The organism is Janthinobacterium sp. GW456P, from assembly GCF_002127655.1.
Classification (GTDB): Bacteria; Pseudomonadota; Gammaproteobacteria; order Burkholderiales; family Burkholderiaceae_D; genus Janthinobacterium.
Genome location: NZ_NEHB01000026.1, coordinates 60,670 through 80,622 on the forward strand (window position 1 = coordinate 60,670; position 19,953 = coordinate 80,622).

A 19,953-nucleotide genomic window follows, 5' to 3' on the forward strand; every position below is an offset into this window, starting at 1 on the left:
CCGGACCGGCCTCAGGCTGCGGCGCCGAAGATGGCTTGCCACAGGCGCATGACATTCTCCGCATGCACGCGCACTCTTTCCGGCTCCACGCGGGCCAGGTCTTGCCCCTGCAGGCGCAGTTGATGCTGCAGCTTGCGCAGCGCGCGGTAGGCGTCGGCGACGGAAGCGGCCAGACCGGCGTCGATCAGCCCCAACTCGCCGCACAGGCGCAGCAGGGCGATATTGCCCGAGTTGGCCGTCAGCTGCGGATACCGCGCCGCATGCTGGAGCACCAGGTATTGCACCATGAATTCGATGTCGATCATGCCGCCCGGATCTTGTTTCAGATCAAAGCTGCCGGGACGGGGCGGGTGCGCATCGAGCATTTTCTTGCGCATGGCCACCACTTCACCCTTGAGCGGGCCGTTTTCCGGGCGTTCCTTGCGCAAGATCGTGTCGCGGATGCGTTCGAAATGCTTGCCGATGGTGGCGTCGCCGGCGCAAAAGCGCGCGCGCGTGAGCGCCTGGTGTTCCCACACCCAGGCCGCGCTGCTCTGGTAGCGCTCGAACGCCTGCACGCTGGACACCAGCATGCCCGAGGCGCCGTCGGGACGCAGGGCGATGTCGATGTCGAACAGGATGCCGGCCGAAGTGTGCGAGGTCATCCAGGTAATGAAGCGCTGCGCCAGCTTGGCGTACAGGCCGGGCGCTTCCTGGTCGTCGTCGTCGAACAGGAAAATCACATCGAGGTCGGAGACATAGCCCAGTTCCTTGCCGCCCAGCTTGCCATACGCGATGACGGCGAATTTCGGCACGTCGCGGTGGCGTGTCGGCAAGGTTTGCCAGACGGCTTGCACGGTGGCGGCGACGATGATGTCGGCCAGCTGCGACAGGTAGTCGGCCAGCTTTTCCACGCTCAGGTCGCCCGCCAGGTCTTGCGCCAGGCACTGGAACAGTTGCGCGTGGTGCATTTCGCGCAGGATATCCATCTGCCGCTCCGTGTCGCCGGGCGCATCGTCGAGCTGGCGCTGCAAGTCCAGCGCCAGCGCGGCCGGGTCGGGCACCGTGTTGCGGATGCGTTCATCGAGCAGCTCGTCGAGCAGGATCGGATGCTGCGTGAGGAAGGTGGCGGCCCAGCCGCTGGCGCACACCATGCGCACCACGCGCTCGAGCGTGTGCGGGTACTCTGTCAACAATGACAGATAGGCCGATCGCCGCGCGATGGCTTCCAGGAAATCGAGCAGCCGGCCCAGGGTGGCCAGCTGGCTGGCGTTACCGTTGGACACGGAGCAATCGGTGATCAGGGGCAGGGCGGAATTGACGAGGGCCACCAAACGCGTGCGGCTGGCCTCGGGCAGGGACTGCAGCCGCGGCGCCTGCCACGTGGCCAGCAAACGGCGCGCGCAGGCTGCCGGCTCATGGAAACCCATGGCGGCAAAGCGCGCTTCGATGGCTTCCTGCTGGTCGGACGCGGCGCAGTCGTTCGACGTTTGCGGGTCGATCCCCGTGTCGGCCGGCGGCGTGCCGCTGCTCTTGTCGCTGAACATTTCATCGAACTGGTCGGCGACAAACACGCGGTGCGCTTCCAGCTGGGCCAGCAAGGTGGGCGTGTCGGGCAAGCCCATCATCTGCGCCACCACCAGGCGGTCGGCCTCGCTGGCGGGCAGGGTATGCGTTTGCGCATCGTCCAGGTATTGCAGCCGGTGTTCGAGGTTGCGCAGGAAAGCGTAGGAAGCGAGCAGTTGCTCCACGATGGCCGGTTCCAGCAAGCCTTTTTCCGCCACCGTGCGCAGGGTGGCGCGCGTGGAGCGCTCGCGCAGCTCGGCGTCGCGCCCGCCGCGTATCAATTGGAATACCTGGGCCAGGAATTCGATTTCGCGGATGCCGCCACGGCCCAGCTTGACGTTGTTGCTGCGGTCCGGGTGCAGCCGCTCCTGACGGTTGACCTCGGCGCGGATCTGGCCGTGCATGGTGCGGATGGCATCGATGACGCCGAAATCGAGGTAGCGGCGGAAGACGAAGGGACGCACGATGGCGTCGAGCGCGGCAATATCTTCCGGCTTGCCCGTCACGGCGCGCGCCTTGACCCAGGCGTAGCGCTCCCATTCGCGTCCCTGCACGATCAGGTATTGCTCCACCATGCCCAGGCTGGCGGCCAGCGGCCCCGAATTGCCGTTCGGACGCAAGGCCATGTCCACGCGGAAAGTAAAGCCGTCCTGTGTGATCTCGGCCAGGGCGGCGATCAGTTTCTTGCCCATGCGAATGAAAAACTCGTGGTTGGACAGGCTGCGCTGGCTCGGCAGGGTTGCTTGCGTGTCGCCATCTTCCGGATACACAAAGATCAGGTCGATATCCGACGAGACGTTGAGTTCGCCGCCACCCTGCTTGCCCATCGCCAACACCATCAAGGCCTGCTCCTCGCCCGACTCCTCTCCGACGGGCATGCCGTGCAGGGCCACCATTTCGGCCATGATGGCGTCCACATGCGTGCGGATGGCGAAATCGGCAAACTCCGTCATGGCCGTGACGACTTCGTTCAAGTCCGCCTGGCCGCCAAGATCGCGCGCGATCAGGCCGCAGACGAGCAGATTGCGCAGGCGGCGCATGGCCCGCTCGGGCGGCAGCGACGGCGTGGCGGCGTTCGATTGCCCGGCCAGCGCGGCGGCAAAGTCGAGCCCGTCCAATGGTGCGCGCACCAGTTGCGCTACCTGCGCGGCGCGCTCGGGGGCGGCGTCCAGCCAGCGCTGGTAGAAACGGGAGGCGGAGATCAAAGGCTGTGTGCTCATGGTATCGGTAAGGGTCTCGTGGATGCTGCGTGCATGTTCTTGTTTAACTTGGCTGCGAACGGCGGGGGATGCGGTAAAATTGTGCCGCCGGCCCAATACCGCCGGTAGTGCGTGCTCTTCCGAACGATGGTAAGGGAGGCTTTGCTCAGAAGCAAGCGCAAGGATGCAGGCGCGCACCACGAATGCAGACGATTTTTGCCATTATTTGACGCCGGGCCAGTTTATTAGCTTATTGATGCAAAAACCGCCAGAAGCAAGCGTGACAGAGCATGTGCCCTTGGCCCTGCGCTGGCAGCGGCTGCGTGCCGCCTATCGCCTGGCCAACCTGGCCACCCACCATGTGCTGGGTTTTACCATCAAACTGGTGCTGTTCGCGTATTTCGCCTTCGCCGTGCTGTTTTTATTCCTGCGCTACGCGATCCTGCCGAATATCGATTATTACAAAGGCGATATCGAGCGGGCGGCCAGCCGCGCGCTGGGCAACCCTGTCAGCATCGCGCGTATTTATGCCTCCTGGCATGGTGTGCGGCCCAATCTCTTCTTCGGCGACGTGACCCTGCGCGACCAGGCGGGGCGCCAGGCGCTGAGCCTGCCGAGCATATCGGCCACCGTGTCGTGGTGGAGCGTGCTCGGCTCCGTGCGCTTTACTACCCTGGAAATCACGCGGCCCGACCTGGACGTACGGCGCAGCAAGGATGGCAAGCTGTACGTGGCCGGGGTGTTGATCGACAGCAGACAAGGCAGCGATGGCAAGGGCGCCGACTGGCTGCTGTCGCAGCATGACGTCATCATCCGCGACGGCAAGGTGCGCTGGACGGACGAAGCGCGCGGCACGCCGGAGCTGGCTTTATCGCAGGTCAATCTGCTGCTGCGCAACCGCTGGCGCAGCCACCGGCTGGGCTTGCAAGCCCAGCCGCCGGCCAGCCTGGCCGCGCCCATCGATGTGCGCGCTCACTTCACGCATCCGCCGTTCAGCACGCGCATCTCCGATGTGTCGATGTGGAAGGGCGAGCTGTACGCGGACCTGAAAAACGCCGACCTGGCCGCCTGGCGCCGCTACCTCGACTATCCGTTCGAACTGAGCCAGGGCAAGGGCGCGCTGCGCGCCTGGTTGAGCCTGGATCACGCGCGCCTGGCCGGCTTCACGGCCGACGTGGGCTTGACCGATGTGCAGGCACAGCTGGGCGAGCATATCGCGCCGCTCGACTTGCTGTCGGTCAGCGGGCGCATTTCGGCCAAAGAAGAGCTGTCGGCGCAGATACCTGACGGCAAGCCTACCTTTGGCGCGAATGGCCATCAGGTGGAATTGACGAATTTCGCGGTGGAAACCCGCGATGGCCTCAGCCTGCCGCCCACGACCTTGTCCGAACGCTTTGTCGCCGCCACCAAACGCAAGCCGGCGCGCACGGAAATCACGGCCAAGTCGCTCGATTTGCAAACCCTGGCCGCGCTGGCCGACAAATTGCCGCTGGGCGAGCAGCAGCGCCAACGCCTCGACGCCCTGGCGCCGCGCGGGCGTTTGCAGGATTTTTCGGCGCAATGGGAAGGCGAGATGGCCACGCCCGCCAGCTACCGCCTGCGCGGCAAGCTCATCGACCTGGGTCTGAATGCTCAGCCGGCACGCCTGGCTGTGGCGAAGACGGCGAGCAGCCCCGCGCAGGCCGCCGCACCGGCCATTCCCGGCTTCGATAAACTTACCGGCAGCATCGATGCCAGCGACAAGGGCGGCAGCATTGCCATCGACGCGCAGGACCTGGTGCTGCAAATGCCCACGTACCTGAGCGAACCGGCCTTGCCGTTCGAACAATTCGTCATGCAGGCGCGCTGGACGTTTGAAGCGGCGAATATGCTGCAAGTCGAGCTGGACAAGCTTGATTTCAACCAGCAAGGCTTGCGCGTCGCCTTGCAAGGCACGCACCGCCTGCCGCTCGACGGCAAGAACCTGGGCCAGGTTGATTTGACGGGCACGATCGACAATTTCCAGATCAACACCATCGGCCGCTATCTGCCGCTGCAAACGCCCGAGCACCTGCGCCACTGGCTGACGGGGGCGCTGGAAGGCGGCATGGCGCACGATGTCAGCCTGCGCCTGCGCGGCGAACTCGAACATTTTCCCTTCAAGGCCGACACGCCCGCCCAGCGCAATCGTGGCGACTTCCGCGTGGCCGGCAAGATCGAGAATGGCAAGCTGAACTATGCGCCCGGCGAATTTGCGGAAAGCGGTACGCTGGTCGGCAAGGCGCCCCTGTGGCCGCAGGCGGACAAGATCAAGGGCAGTTTCGTGTTCGAGCGGGCGCGCATGGAAATTCGCGGCGACACGGCCACCACGGGCGGCGTGGCCTTGACGAATGTCAAAGCCGTGATCCCTGACCTCACCGTGTTCGACACCTTGCTCGACATTGAAGGCAATGCGGCCGGCCCGATGCAGGAATTCCTCAAATACGTGACGGCCAGCCCCGTGCTGGGCTGGATCGAACATTTCACGGATGAAACGACGGCGACGGGCAACGCCAGGCTGGCCCTCAAGTTGCACTTGCCGATCGAGCGCATGACGGAATCGACCGTGCAGGGCAGCTTGCAGCTGGCGGGCAACGATGTGGTGCTGTTCCACGACATGCCGCCCGTGCTGGGCACGCAGGGCAAGATCGAGTTCAACGAAAAGGGCGTCAACCTGAATGGCTTGAATGGCAGCCTGCTGGGCGGGCCGCTGGCCATCTCGGGCGGCACGCAGGCGGACAGCTCGATTCAAGTGAAAATCGCCGGCAACATGACCATCGATGGCTTGCGCAAGACCTATCCGGCGCCCGTGCTGCAGCGCTTGGCGAAACATTTGAATGGCGGCGCGCGCTACAACGGCTTGATTACGGCGCGCGACCACCAGGTGGTGGTCAATGTCGAGTCGCCGCTGACGGGCCTGGGCCTGGATTTCCCCGCTCCCCTGAAAAAGCCGGCCGGCGACAGCCTGCCCGTGAAATTCACCCTGACGGGCAATACGGCCAACGGCGCGGGTCTGCGCACGGATGATATCCGCATCGCGCTTGGCTCGGGCATCGCAGCCCGCTACCAGCGCCAGAAGCAGGGCAAGGACGCTTGGCGCCTGGTGCGCGGCGGCATCGGCGTGAACGTGCCGGCGCCCGAGCCCGATAGCGGCATGATGCTTAACGTCAACATGAAAACCCTGGACGTGGACAGCTGGATCGCCGCCGGCAGCGAGATCGCCGGCAGCGCCACGGCGTCCGCCGACAGCGGCGCCGCCGACGATGCGCCCGACATCGCGCAATACGTGGTGCCGGACATGATGGCGGCGCGTGCCAGCGAACTGATGCTGGGCGAGCGCAAGCTGGAAAACGTCGTGGTCGGCGCCACACACCAGAAGGATGTGTGGCAAGCGAATATCGACGCAAAACAAGTGTCGGGCTATGTGACGTGGCTGGAAACGCCGTCCGGCCTGGGCAAGATGACGGCGCGCCTGTCGTCGCTGATCATTCCGGAGTCGGCCGCCAACGACGTGAAGAATTTGCTGGAAGGAAAGAGCGGCGCCCAGTCGATCCCCTCGCTCGATATCGTTGCCGAGCAATTTGAACTGTTCAACAAGAAGATCGGCCGGCTGGAGTTGCAGGCCTATAACACCATGGCGGCGGGCGGGCGCGAGTGGCGCGTGGGTAAGCTGCAACTGTCGAATCCCGATGGCGCGCTGAGCGGCAGTGGCAAATGGGTCATCAAGGATGGACAAAGCACGACCAGCCTGCGATTCGGCCTCGACATCGTCGATGCGGGCAAGCTGCTCGACCGCTTCGGCTTTGCCGATACGCTGCGCCGCGGCAAGGGCCGTCTGAGCGGCGATATCGCCTGGAATGGCTTGCCGTATTCGCTAGACATCCCCACCTTGTCGGGGCAGATCGAGATGAAGGTGGAATCGGGCCAGTTCCTCAAACAGGACCCGGGCGCGGCCAAGCTGCTGGGCGTACTCAGCCTGCAAGCCTTGCCCCGCCTGCTGAAACTCGATTTCCACGACGTCTTTTCCGAAGGCCTGGCCTTCGACGGCATCACGGCCAACGCCAGCATTAAGCGCGGCGTGGTGACCACCGACAACCTCAAGATGCATGGCGTGGCGGCCACCGTGCTGATGGATGGCACGGCCGATATCGCCAATGAAACGACGAATTTGCACGTGGTGGTGATCCCCGAATTCAACCTGGGAACGGGGCCGCTCGTGTACGCGCTGGCCGTTAATCCCGTCATCGGCCTGGGCAGTTTCCTGGCGCAATTGTTCCTGCGCGCGCCCGTGATGAAGGCACTCACCTACCACATGCAGATCGCCGGCCCGTGGAAATCGCCCGTCGTGACCAAGCTCGATGGTGGTAAATTGGAAGCTGTCGCCATGCCCGCAGCGGCGGCGAGCGATGCCGTGGCGAAATAAATGCCATTCGACAAGGTCGAATGTACAAGAGGTGAAATGATGCATACAGTTGCAGCAATACAAATGATTTCCTCGCCCTCCGTGGAAGACAACCTGGCCACGGCGCGGCGCCTGGTGGCACAGGCCGCCGCCGGTGGCGCGCAGCTGGTGGTGCTGCCCGAATACTGGGCCATCATGGGCAAGCAGGAAACGGACAAGCTGGCCCACGCGGAACAGCCTGGCAGCGGCCCCATCCAGGATGGCATGGCGCAGATGGCGCGCCAGCACGGCATCTGGCTGATCGGCGGCACTTTGCCCCTGATTTCCGGCGAGGAGGGCAAGGTACTGAACACCACGCTGGTGTACGACCCGCAAGGTGAGCCGGCCGGCCGCTACGACAAGATCCATCTGTTCGGTTTTACGCGCGGCACCGAGTCGTACAATGAATCGCGCACCATCGTGCCGGGCGCGCAGGTGCGCGCTATCGAGACGCCGTTCGGCCGAGTCGGCCTGTCCATCTGCTATGACCTGCGCTTTCCCGAACTGTACCGCGCCATGGGCGATTGCGCGCTGATCGTCGTGCCGGCCGCGTTTACCCATACGACGGGCAGCGCCCACTGGGAAGTGCTGCTGCGCGCGCGCGCCATCGAAAACCAGTGCTATGTGCTGGCCTCGGCGCAGGGTGGCCTGCATCCGAACGGCCGCCGCACCTGGGGTCACAGCATGCTGATCGACCCGTGGGGCGAAGTGAAAGCCGTGTTGCCCGAAGGCGAGGGCGTGGTCAGCGGCGAGATCGACCTGGTATTTTTGGCTGGCGTGCGCGAGTCCCTGCCGGCTCTGGCGCACCGGACGATGTAAATTGAATGTTGAGAAAAAGTCATGATCCCATTTGAACCGAATCTGTCCAGCCTGGCCGTGGCGCGCGACATCCTGCTCACGCCGTTTGGTCTGGACGAAGACAAGCTGCTCAAAGCCCTGGGCACGATGTTTACGCACAAGGTCGACTATGCCGACCTGTATTTCCAGTCGACCAAGAGCGAAGGCTGGAGCCTGGAAGAGGGCATCGTCAAGACGGGCAGCTTTTCCATCGACCAGGGCGTGGGCGTGCGCGCCGTGTCCGGCGACAAGACGGCGTTTGCCTATTCCGACGATATTTCCGAGCGGGCCCTGCTGGAAGCGGCGGCGGCCACGCGCACGATTGCGCGCGCGGGCGCCGGCAAAATCAAGATAGCGGGCCAGATGCAGCCGCAGGGCGGGCGCTCGCTGTACCTGCCCAACGATCCGCTCGCCTCGCTGGACGCCACGGCCAAGGTGCAGCTGCTCGAGCGCGTGGAAAAGATGGCGCGGGCGAAAGACCCTAGAGTGGTGCAAGTGATGGCGGGCCTGGCCGGCGAGTACGACGTGGTGCTGGTGCTGCGCAGCGACGGCGTGCTGGCGGCCGACATCCGCCCGCTGGTGCGCGTCTCGCTGACCGTGATCGCGGAACAGAACGGCCGCCGCGAAACGGGCTCGGCCGGCGGCGGCGGGCGTTTCAGTTATGACTATTTCAGCGATGCCGTGCTGGAGCAATATGCCAGCGATGCCGTCAATTCGGCGCTGCTGAACCTGGAAGCACGCTCCGCGCCCGCCGGACCCATGACCATCGTGCTGGGACCGGGCTGGCCCGGCATCTTGCTGCACGAAGCGATCGGCCATGGCCTGGAAGGCGATTTCAACCGCAAGGGTTCGTCCGCGTTTTCGGGACGCATCGGCGAACGCGTGGCCGCCAAGGGCGTCACCGTGGTCGACGACGGCACCCTGGCTGGCCGGCGCGGTTCGCTCAATATCGACGACGAGGGCAATCCGACGCAGTGCACGACCCTGATCGAGGACGGCATCCTGAAAGGCTATATCCAGGACACGATGAACGCGCGCCTGATGAAGATGCCCGTGACGGGCAACGCGCGCCGCGAATCGTTCGCCCACCTGCCCATGCCGCGCATGACGAATACGTATATGCTGGGCGGCGACAAGGACCCGGGCGAAATTCTCGCTTCCGTGAAAAACGGCTTGTATGCCGTCAACTTCGGCGGCGGCCAGGTCGACATCACGAATGGCAAGTTTGTCTTCTCGGCCAGCGAAGCGTACATGATCGAAAACGGCAAGCTCAGCTACCCGGTGAAGGGCGCGACCCTGATCGGCAACGGCCCGGACGTGCTCAACCGCGTCTCCATGATCGGCAATGACATGCGCCTCGACTCGGGCGTGGGCGTGTGCGGCAAGGAAGGGCAAAGCGTGCCCGTGGGCGTGGGGCAGCCGACCCTGCGCCTCGACGGTATCACGGTCGGCGGCACGGCCTGATTTTTCTGGACACGGCGCAGCCAACAAGGTTGTCGGATTACGCCCTGTGGGCTAATCTGACCTGCTTTTCCGAGATGGCGCTCGCGTAGGTCGGCTTAGCGCAAAGCGCGTAAGCCGACACTCCTCAATGGCAGTGTCAACAATGGTGTCGGATTACGCGTGGCTTCGCCCCGCTAATACGACCTACGCTCCCGTTTTTTCGATTTTTCAGAACTTGTATTTCACCCCCGCACTGATGAACCGTCCCGCCGCGCCCGCGTAGTCGAGCGGGTTGTAGCCAGTCGCGCCATACGTCAGCGGATCGAGCGGAGCGATCTTGTCGAACAGGTTTTGTATCGTCGCAAACACTTCCAGCTTGGGCGTGGCCAGCCAGCGGGCCGTCAGGTCTACCGTGGTAAACGAGGCGATGCGGCAGCCGCGCGGCGCGTCCGTGCCGTCGGCGAAATGCGTGGCGCAGCCGTCCGGATCATTCTTGAACAGCACGTTGTCGAGGGGCGCGCGGTAGTTGACGTTGGCCGTGACGCGCCAGTTCTGGCGTTCCCAGGTGGCGCCCAGGTTGATGCGGTCGTCCGGCGTGCCCATGCAGTTGGACACATCGCAATTGCCATGCGTGCCGGCAAAATCGCGCTGCGTGCCATCCTGTTCCGTGCGCAGCCATTTGTACAGGTGCGTCCACTTCAAATCGAATGTCAGGCTGCCGTAGCCGCTGTCCAGGTTGAAGCGCTGGCGGGCGTCGATATCGATGCCGCGCACCGTTGTTTGCGCCGAATTCACATAGTTGGCCAGCACCGCCGTGATGGCGCCCGGATCGCCGGGAATGCCGGTGGCCGTGGACGGGTCGCGCGCCACATGGCCTTCCGCGATGGCCGCATCCGTCTGCTCCTGGTTGATTTCATTCTTGCGGCGGATTTGCCACAGGTCCACGGAAATACTGCTGCGCGGCAGCGGGTCCCACACGGCGCCCACGGAATAGCTGCGCGAACGCTCTGGCGACAGGTTCGGATTGGGCGAGGTGATGACGGCGATGGAAGCCGGATCGCAAGCGGCCTCCACGCCCAGCGAGCAGCGCAGCGGATCGCTGGCAGTGGCAAACGCGGCCAGGCCGCCGACGCCGTTTTCCGCTGCACTGGGCGCGCGGAAGCCCTTGGCAAAGGTGCCGCGCAGCGCCAGTTCGCGTATGGGTGTCCATTTCACGCCCACTTTCGGCGTGTAGGAATTGCCCACGTCCGTGAAATGGTCGGCGCGCAGGGCGCCTGACAGCTCCACGGTTTTCAGCACGGGCGCCAGTACTTCGGCATAGATGGCCGAGGCGTTGCGGCTGCCCTTGTAGGCGGAATAGCCGAGGCCAATGATATTGCCCCGTTCCGTGCCCGTGGTGGGCTTGAGTTCGGTCGCTTCGTGGCGAAATTCCGCGCCCACGGCCACACCGAGGCCGCCGCCGTCGAGCTTGGCCACCTCGCGGCTGGCCTTGAAGTCGATCTGCGCGATATGTGTCTTGGCATCGTTCGAGATGCGCGGCGACAGGGCTGCGTACAGCGCGGGCGAATTGAGGCCCGCGTTTTCCGCGATGCGCCACAGGCTGCCGGCTGGCAGGGCCGCATACGCGGGGTTCAGGCTGGCCGCCGCCACATTGGCGGCAGTCGGGTTGAGCAGGGCGAAGGCCACGTCGCGCTGCAGATAGCCGTTCAAGTCGTTCGACACCTTGTTCTGCGAGTAAAGCAAGGCGCTGTCGATATCCCAGCCTGCCACCGTGCCCTTGATGCCGGCGACAAAGCGCGTAAAGGTGGAGTCCACTTCCGACAGGCGCGGCCCCGCGTCGGCCGCCAGGTAGCGCAGCCTTGCCGCCGTGCCGAAATACGGGTTGTCCGGGTGGGCGGTGCCGAGCGACACGCCGGCATTGCTGACGGGCCCGCCCGGATAGCCGACCGAACCGCTGACCGTCGAAGGCGTGGTGGCCGAGTTCGATTTGCTGTGATACACGTTCAATTCGGCATACGTTTGCAAGGCCGGCGTCAGTTGCCAGGCGGCGCGACCGAAGAAATTGATGTTCTTTTGCTTGGGCTGGATCTGGCCGTATTGTTGCGCGGCATCGGTCAGGCAGCCGCCGCCCGGGTCGCCCTGCGGATGCGTGGTGAAGTTGCCGCAGGCGGCGCCGGGGAAGGTGCGCGTAAAACCGGCGCCTGCAGGATTGCCGCGGTTGTAGTAGTCGAGCGTGTCGGGATTGCGCACGTTGCCGTTGACGGCGCTGCCGGCCGCGTTGTTGGTGGTGATGGCACCCGCGCCGCTGAGGGTTTCCTGCGCGCTAAAGCCCAGGTCGCGCAAGTCGCTGCGGCCGACGGCGCCCCGTCCGGCCCGGTCGCGGTTCCAGATGGCGGCCTTTTCGCTGTACTCGAGGTTCAGCAGCACGTTGTAGCGGTCGCTGTCGATGTCGCCGAAGCCGTGCGTGATGGCGGCGCGTGCATCGCGCCCGTCCCACTCCTTCGTTTTGCCGTAATTGCCCTTGATGGCCGTGCCCTGGTAGTCGCGCCGCAGGATCACGTTGACCACGCCGGCGATGGCGTCCGAACCGTAGATGGCCGAGGCGCCATCCTTGAGGATTTCCACCCGTTCCACCGCTTCCAGGGGAATGATGTTCAGGTCGGCGAACACTTTCTGGCCATCATCGGCCAGGCCATACGGCGCCACGCGGCGCCCGTTCAGCAGCACCAGGGTCGATGCCGTGCCCAGGCCCCGCAGCGACACGCCGGAAGCACCGGCGGCAAAGCCGTTGCCGAAGGTGGTGGGCACGGAGCCCTGGTTGTCGACGGCCAGGGTCTGCAGCAGTTCGGCCACGCTGGACTTGCCCGATTTTTCAATGTCGGCCGCGTTCAGGGTTTGCACGGCGGACGCCGTTTCCGCCTGCGCGCGGCGGATGTTCGAGCCGGTGATTTCCACGCGGGCAATGGGAGCCGCTTCCTGTGCCAGGACGGGCAGGGCGAGCAGGGCGCTTGCCAGAGCCAGGCCCATGCGTGGTGGTGAAAATGGATGGGCAGATTGTTTGTAGATCATGCGAGTCTCCGGAAGGTCAGACAGAAAAAGGTGAGGTACACCTTGCAGTCTTGGCCGTGCGGCCTGGCGGGGATTCGATCTACATCAGTAGTGCGTCGCTTCCCAAGGTCCAAACGGGCTGGCGTGGCGTGCGCACCACGGCGGCCCCAGCGTTGTCGGCCAGCCGGTGCACATTTGCGGCGCGCAACTTTTTTTGCTTTTTAACGTATTTTGCAGTGTAAAACGGCGGCGGCATGCGGCTTTGCCGACAAATATGCTTGCCAAGCCTTGCGATTTAGGTTTATAGTCGTTCATCACTTAGGGATAACTCGCATGTTCGCTCGTCACTTTTTTACCGCTTATTTTTACTTTAGCAATTCCAACCCAAAGGCGGTGGAGTAGCGGTCGGTTCACGTAGCAGCAAAAAACGAGATCCCAGCAAATTCTAAAAAACCGCCACTGATGGCGGTTTTTTTTTACCCAGATGTTTTACCCATCCTTAAATTTTGGAGAAAATGATGCCCCGCACCGATGATTTGCGAATTCGCGAAATGAAGGAATTGACCCCGCCGTCCCACCTGATCCGCGAATTCGCCTGCTCGGAGCAAGCCGGACAGACCGCCGCCAGCGCCCGCATTGCCCTGCACCGTATCCTGCACGGCCAGGACGACCGCCTGATGGTGGTGATCGGCCCTTGCTCCATCCACGATACTAAAGCGGCGATGGAATATGCGCGCCTGCTGGTCAAGGAGCGCGCGCGTTTCGCCGGCGAACTGGAAATCGTCATGCGCGTCTATTTCGAGAAGCCGCGCACGACGGTGGGCTGGAAGGGCCTGATCAACGATCCGTACATGGACAACAGCTTCCGCATCAACGACGGCTTGCGCATGGCGCGCGAATTGTTACGCGATATCAATGAGCTGGGCTTGCCGGCCGGTACCGAGTTCCTCGATGTGATCAGTCCTCAATACATCGCTGACCTGATCAGCTGGGGCGCCATCGGCGCGCGTACGACGGAGTCGCAGGTGCACCGCGAGCTGGCGTCGGGATTATCCTGTCCCGTCGGCTTCAAGAATGGCACGGATGGCAATGTGAAGATCGCCGTGGAAGCCATCAAGGCCGCCTCGCAGCCGCACCATTTTCTTTCCGTCACGAAGGGCGGCCACTCGGCCATCGTCTCGACCAACGGCAACGAGGATTGCCACATCATCTTGCGCGGCGGAAAAACCCCGAACTATGACGCTAGCAGCGTGGACGAGGCGTGCAAGGCCATCGCCGCGCAAGGCCTGGCGGCGCGCCTGATGATCGACGCCTCGCATGCGAACAGCTCGAAAAAACCGGAAAACCAGATCCCCGTGTGTGCCGACATCGCCAGCCAGGTGGCGGGTGGCGATGGCCGTATCGTTGGCGTGATGGTGGAATCGCACCTGGTGGCGGGGCGCCAGGATTTAATTCCCGGCAAGGAATTGATCTATGGCCAGTCCGTCACGGACGGCTGCATCGACTGGAGCGCCAGCGTGGCCGTGCTGGAAAACCTGGCGGCGGCCGTGAAGCAGCGCCGCCTGAAGGGCGACACGGAATAACATGGCGCGCAGCATGAAAAAAAGCCCGGAAAGCTAAGCTTTCCGGGCTTTTTCAGTTTTCAGCTTACGGGAAGCTTAGAACTTGTAGGTCGCGCGCACGTAGAAGGTACGGCCCAGCGGATCGGCGTAACGTGGATCGTAGCCGGACTGGAAAGTACCGATCTGGTTACTGAACGGTGGATCTTCGTTCAGCAGGTTTTTCACGCCCACGGTGACTTCGGTGTTCTTGAAGCCCGAGTATGCTCCCGACAGCGACCATACCGAATAAGCCTTGACGCTTTGCTCGAATTGCGGATCGACATAGTTCTGGTCGCGGTAGCCGCTCATGTATTTGTTCGACAGCGTGGCATTCCACTTGTCCAGATTCCATTGCAGGGAGGCATTGTGTCTCCAGCGGAATACTGGTGCCTTGTCGCCATACACGCCCACGTTTTGCAGGAATTCGCCGCCGCGTTCGTTCTGGTACTCATACTTCTGCACCCAGGTGCCGTCGAAGTTGAACGTGAAGTTGCCATACTGGCTGCGTGGCAGCTTCCAGTTCAAGCCCAGGTCGATGCCCGAGGTGTGCATTTCGCCCAGGTTGCCCAGGGTAGCGAGCACGTAATCGAGCTTGCCGTCAGCGGTATAGATGAAGTTGTTTTGATACTTGGCGTAGTTGTCGAACAGGGTCTGTTCGGCCACGGTGCCGATCTTGTCGCGCAGCTTGATCTTGAAGTAATCGAGCGACACGGTTACCGACTTGACAGGCTCGATGACGATACCGGCGCTGAAGGTCTTCGATTTTTCCGGGCCGACGTCCGGATTGCCGCCCGAACGGATGTACTGCTGCGCGCCGCAGGCCACGTTGCTGTTGGCGCCAGGAATTGGTACGCCGCCTGGGCACAGGCGTGGATCGTCGTACTTGTTGGCCGTGAATGTTTTGGTTTGCGGGCCATGCAGGTCATACAGCGTTGGCGCGCGGAAACCTGTGTTGTAGGAGCCGCGCAGCAGCACCTGGCTCGTTGGCTGCCAGCGCACGCCGACTTTCGGGTTGAAGCTGCCGCCGACGTCGTTGTAGTGGTCATAGCGGGCTGCCAGCGACAGTTCCAGGTCTTTCACGACAGGAATGCTCAGTTCCGAGAAGATGGCGGCGATGTTGCGGCTGCCCGACTGGTTCTGCGCTTCGGCGTAGCCGGAACTCGATGCCTGGCCGGCCAGGTCGCGGTTCACATTGTATTCCGCTTTGTCGTTGCGGAATTCCGTGCCGACGGCAAAACCGACGGCGCCAGCTGGCAGATTGAACAGCTCGCGGCTGACCTTCGCGTCGACTGCGGTGCTGGTCATCTTCGCGCTCAGGTATTCGCCTTTCAGGACGGAATCCTTCAGGTAGGCCGCACCAGCGGCGCTTTGCTCGCCGAACGGGTTCAGGATGCCATTGCCGATGCCGTCGATGATGCGCTGGTCATTCAGGTAGCCGCCCGTGAAGGCGCTGGTGGCCTTGCTGACGGAGTAGCTCAGACCGACGTTGTAGTCCCATGCGCCCAGCACGCCTTCGGAAGCCAGTACCAGGCGGTCCGAGGTGCTGGTGTCGAAGCCGCTGCGCTGGCCCGACGCCACCGGGCGCCAGCTGATGTCCAGCGGTTCGCCCGACAGGCCCGCCACGGCCGGCACACCGCCGCTGCCGCCCGGGTAGTACGGTGAGCTCGACGACATGAGGATGCCGATGTTCGACATCGGCGGCGGCGAGATGCGCGCTTCGTTGGTGCTGCGCGAGTGCAGGTATTCGATGGTGGCCAGGTGATCCTGGTTCAGCTTGAAGCTGGCCTTGCCCAGGAAGGATTCCTGCTGGGTTTTCGGAATGGCCTGGATGAATGGCGTGACATCCATGGCACACGTGCTCTTGCCCGAGGTATTCTTGTACAGGTTTTCACCCACGCAACCGCCGGCGAAAGCCGGGTTGCCGATCAGGCCATTGCCCGTATCGTAGAAGTTGGCTGGGAAGGTGGTGCCGCTCAGGTTATCAACGCCCTTGCTCGGGATGTAGCCGCTCTTCGAGAAGGATCGGTCAGCCGTGCTCAGCGCCGACTGGCGATGTACGTCGACAACGCCGAAGACGTTGAAGCCATCTTTGTTCAGGTCGCCATAGCCGCCGGACAGGTTCAGGCGCGACTCGTCGCCACCGCCCGCTTTCTGTGGCTCGTAATGTTCGACCGTGACGGAGCCGCCCTTGACGGAACGCTTGGTGATGAAGTTGATCACGCCGCCGATAGCGTCCGTGCCGTAGATGGCGGAAGCGCCGTCACGCAGCACCTCGACACGCTCCAGGGCGGAAATAGGGATGATGTTCAGGTCGACGGACGAACCGTTGAACGGGTGGCTGGCGATACGGCGGCCGTTCAGCAGGACCAGGGTCTTGTCGCCGCCGATGCCGCGCAGGTCGGCGACGGACTGGCCGCCCGTGCCGGAGCCAACGGATTGCGAGCTGCTTTGCGAGCTCTGGTTCATGGAAATGGTGGACAGGACTTCTTGCGCTGTCGTCAAGCCTTGCTTGGCGAAATCGTCAGCCTTGATCGAGGTGATCGGCAGCGCTGTCTCCGATGCCAGGCGCTTGATGCTCGAACCCGTGACTTCCACGCGTTGCATGGTGCCATCTGTTGTTTCTTGCGCATACGCGGCGTGCATGCTCAGGGCCATGCCGCCTGCAAACATCAGGCGCAGCGACCGCGATATTACATTTTCTATCATCATCTGAAATTCCTTGTTATTGTGATAAAGGCGGCAATTATTTTGAAATAACTTGTTGCTTGCCAACAATTTATTTGCCTTTTTGAAAATCCACCAATGAAAATTCTGTAAATTTTCCGGGCCCTCATCAAAACATTCAGCATTCAGATTGTCAATTTCGCGCGGACTTTTTGGACGAAATGCAACATTTCCCTGTTTTTTTTGTAATCCTTCAGCAATAAAGTATCGTGAACCCTTGTCAGCCTTGCTCAGATGCGTAAAATAAAACGGCGCACATCATCGCTGATGGCGCCGCTTTTCTGTTGCCGGCACGCTATTGCCGGCGCTGCCTGTTTTATCTGTTGACCTGACAATTCCCCTTAAAACGTATAACTGCCGCGCAAGTACCAGGCGCGCCCGACCGGATCCGTGTAGCGCGGGTCGTAACCTTTCTGGAACAAGGTGCCCTGGTTTGAGAATGGCGGTTCCTTGTCGAACAGGTTTTTCACGCCGGCCGTCAGCAGCAAGCCTTTCCACATGTAGCTGCCCGACACATTGAGCAGGCTGTACGAGGGCACATCGTGTTTGTACTGGTCTGCAACATTGTTCTGGTCCGTGTAGCCGGACTTGAACGATTGCGACACGGTGGCGCCCCAGTTGCCCATGCGCCAGTTCAGCGCGGCCGTATGTTTCCAGCGGAACACGGGATTGTTGTCCGCGTAGCGGCCCACGTTGGCAATGAAGGGGCCATTGCGCTCGTTCTGGTAGTCGTATTTGTGGGTCCAGGTGCCGTCGACCGATACGCTGAAGTCGCCGTAGGCGCCGCGTCCCAGGCGCGCATTCAGGCTGACATCGATGCCGTCGGTTTTCACTTCGCCGATGTTATCGTTCAGGTCGAGAATGGCGTAGGGCGAACCGTCGGGATTGCGCAGGAACAAAGCCTTGTATTTCTCGTAGTTGCCGAAGATCGATTGCTCGGGCAACGATGAAATTTTGTCCTTCAAATGGATGTTCCAGTAATCGATGGCGAGCGTGACTTCCTTGACGGGTTCGAGCACGAGGCCGACGGCAAAGGTGGTGGATTTTTCCGGTTTCAGCTTTTCATTGCCGCCCTGTAGCTTGAACTGCTGCAAGTCGCAATCGCGCAAGGGGTTGGCGCCCGGTTGCGGCACGCCACCGGGGCACAAAATCGGGTCGTCATAGCTATCGTTGGTATCGTTCTTCGACGGCGGCGCATTCTTTTCAAACAACGTGGGAGCGCGGAAACCCGTGCTGGCCGAGCCGCGCAGCACCAGCGCGCTGCTGGCCTGGTAGCGCAGGGCCAGCTTGGGATTGGTGGTGCTGCCCACGTCGCTGTAGTGGTCGAAGCGGGCTGCCAGCTGCACTTCCAGGTCCTTGATCAGCGGCAAGTTGACTTCGCCGAACACGGCCTGAATCGTCCGCGCGCCGCTCTTGGACAGCGAACCGGACAGGCCGGAACTGGCAGCCTGACCGGCGATGTCGCGGTTGACGTTGAAGTCGGCCTTTTCGCGCCGCACCTCGCCGCCCAGTGCGATGGCCAGCGGACCGCCGGCCAGCTGCATCAATTCGCGGCTGCCCTTGATGTCGAAGCCCGTGGTGGTGACCTTGGCGTTCTGTACCTCGCCGCGCAGGGCCGTGCTGTCCAGGTAAGCCTTGCCGGCCGAATCCTGCACGCCGAAGGGATTGAGGATGCCGTTCAGCACGCCGGCGGCAAAGCCCGCATCCTGCACATAGCCGTTCGTGAATTTTTCCGATGACTTGCTGATGGCATGGCTCAGGCCGGTTTTATAGTCCCAGCCGGCCACCTCGCCTTCGATGGCCAGCACCAGGCGGTCCGCCTTGCCGTCCGAATCGATCTGCCGCTGGCCCGCTTCGACGGGGCGCCAGTTGACGCTCAGCGGCTGGCCCGACAAGCCCGGCTGGGCCGGCACGCCGCCGGCATTGCCTGGATAGTATTTGCTGGTGTTGGGCAGGATCAGGCCTGTTTGCGGTGGCGGCGCCGTGCGCGCTTTCACTTTGTTTTCCGAGTGCAGGTATTCCACGGTCGCCAGGTGGCCGCCGCCCAGCTTGAAGGCGCCCTTGCCGAAGAAGGCGACTTGCTGCTGTGCCGGCAAGTCGTCGATCTGTCGCGTGTAGTCTTGGCGGCAGGTGCCGTTGGCAGGCACGGCCGGTACCGACAGCGGCGGCAGGCAGCCGCTGGCCGCGTAGGGGTTGCCGGCCAGCCCATCGCCGCCATTGGCTGCGGCGTCAAAATAATTGCCGGGGAAAGTGGTGCCGCTGGTAATGGACAGGCCGCGCGAAGGAATGATGCCCGTTGCCGAGAAGGCGCGGTCTTGCGAGGTCAGCACATTTTGCTTGTGGTAATCGACCACGCCAAAAATATTGTAGCCGTCCGTATCGAGCTTGCCGAAACCCGTCGACAGGTTGATGCGGTGCTCGCCGCCGCCTTTGTGTTCTGGGGCGATGACTTCGGCCGTGATGTTCGTGACGTTGACGGAGCGCTTGGTGATGAAGTTGATGACGCCGCCGATGGCGTCCGTGCCGTAGATGGCCGAGGCGCCGTCGCGCAGCACTTCGACGCGTTCCAGGGCGGCGATGGGAATGATGTTCAGGTCGACGCTGGCGCCGTCATACGGATGGTTGGCGATGCGCCGACCGTTGAGCAGCACCAGTGTCTTGTCGCCGCCCAGGCCGCGCAAGTCGGCGCTGGCCTGGCCGCCCGTGGGCAAGCCGCTGGTATTGCCGCCGACGGCATTGCCGCTGCCCATACTGGACGCATTCGAGGGTATCTTGCTGAGCACTTCCTGGGCTGTCGTCAGGCCTTGTTTGGCGAAGTCTTCGGCCTTGAAAATGGAGAGGGGAGTGGCGGTTTYCGATACCAGCCGTTTGATGGAAGAGCCAGTGACTTCAACGCGCTGCATGGCGGCGGTATCGCCGGTTTCCTGCGCCAGTGCCGGCTGGCTGAGGATGCCGGCGGCAAGGCCGCCGGCGCAGATCAAACGGATGGATCGGGACAGGCATATTTCTCTAATCATGTTCAAGACTCCTGGAAAAGCGGTTGGCTAGAAGGGCAAGAACGGCCGCGCTGGTTGGCGCACCGAGAACATTGAAAAGT

Annotated in this window: 8 protein-coding genes; 4 read left to right on the forward strand and 4 right to left on the reverse strand. The window is 62.7% G+C overall.

Features of this window, described 5'->3' with window-relative positions; genetic code table 11:
- Positions 1 to 11 precede the first annotated feature (11 nt).
- Entirely contained in the window at positions 12 to 2,765 is a 2,754-nt protein-coding gene (gene glnE / locus CBW66_RS21340; RefSeq protein WP_230492028.1) for a bifunctional [glutamate--ammonia ligase]-adenylyl-L-tyrosine phosphorylase/[glutamate--ammonia-ligase] adenylyltransferase, read from the reverse strand.
- A 259-nt stretch (positions 2,766 to 3,024) separates the two neighbouring features.
- Between glnE and CBW66_RS21345 the strand changes: the two genes are divergently transcribed.
- From CBW66_RS21345 to tldD, 3 genes are read left to right on the forward strand one after another with little or no spacing between them, the layout of a single operon-like run.
- Positions 3,025 to 7,185: a YhdP family protein gene (locus CBW66_RS21345; RefSeq protein ID WP_329957607.1), complete on the forward strand. Its 4,161-nt coding sequence runs from the start codon at positions 3,025 to 3,027 to the stop codon at positions 7,183 to 7,185.
- A gap of 36 nt (positions 7,186 to 7,221) precedes the next feature.
- Positions 7,222 to 8,022, forward strand: a complete 801-nt coding sequence (locus CBW66_RS21350) for a carbon-nitrogen hydrolase family protein (protein WP_086137550.1) — start codon at positions 7,222 to 7,224, stop codon at positions 8,020 to 8,022.
- A 21-nt stretch (positions 8,023 to 8,043) separates the two neighbouring features.
- On the forward strand, positions 8,044 to 9,504 hold the full coding sequence (gene tldD / locus CBW66_RS21355; protein WP_086137551.1) for a metalloprotease TldD: 1,461 nt from the start codon (positions 8,044 to 8,046) through the stop codon (positions 9,502 to 9,504).
- A gap of 207 nt (positions 9,505 to 9,711) precedes the next feature.
- Here the strand turns inward: tldD and CBW66_RS21360 are convergent, their stop codons facing one another.
- Positions 9,712 to 12,552 carry a TonB-dependent receptor gene (locus CBW66_RS21360; RefSeq protein WP_086137552.1) on the reverse strand — a complete coding sequence of 947 codons (2,841 nt, stop codon included), beginning with the start codon at positions 12,550 to 12,552 and terminating at the stop codon, positions 9,712 to 9,714.
- Between the two features lie 497 nt (positions 12,553 to 13,049).
- Between CBW66_RS21360 and aroG the strand changes: the two genes are divergently transcribed.
- On the forward strand, positions 13,050 to 14,114 hold the full coding sequence (gene aroG / locus CBW66_RS21365; RefSeq protein WP_086137646.1) for a 3-deoxy-7-phosphoheptulonate synthase AroG: 1,065 nt from the start codon (positions 13,050 to 13,052) through the stop codon (positions 14,112 to 14,114).
- 75 nt (positions 14,115 to 14,189) lie between these two features.
- On the opposite strand, the gene CBW66_RS21370 is transcribed toward aroG, so the two are convergent.
- Positions 14,190 to 16,841, reverse strand: a complete 2,652-nt coding sequence (locus CBW66_RS21370; protein ID WP_170932927.1) for a TonB-dependent receptor — start codon at positions 16,839 to 16,841, stop codon at positions 14,190 to 14,192.
- Between the two features lie 356 nt (positions 16,842 to 17,197).
- On the reverse strand, positions 17,198 to 19,873 hold the full coding sequence (locus tag CBW66_RS21375) for a TonB-dependent receptor (protein WP_086142934.1): 2,676 nt from the start codon (positions 19,871 to 19,873) through the stop codon (positions 17,198 to 17,200).
- Between the last annotated feature and the right edge of the window lie 80 nt (positions 19,874 to 19,953).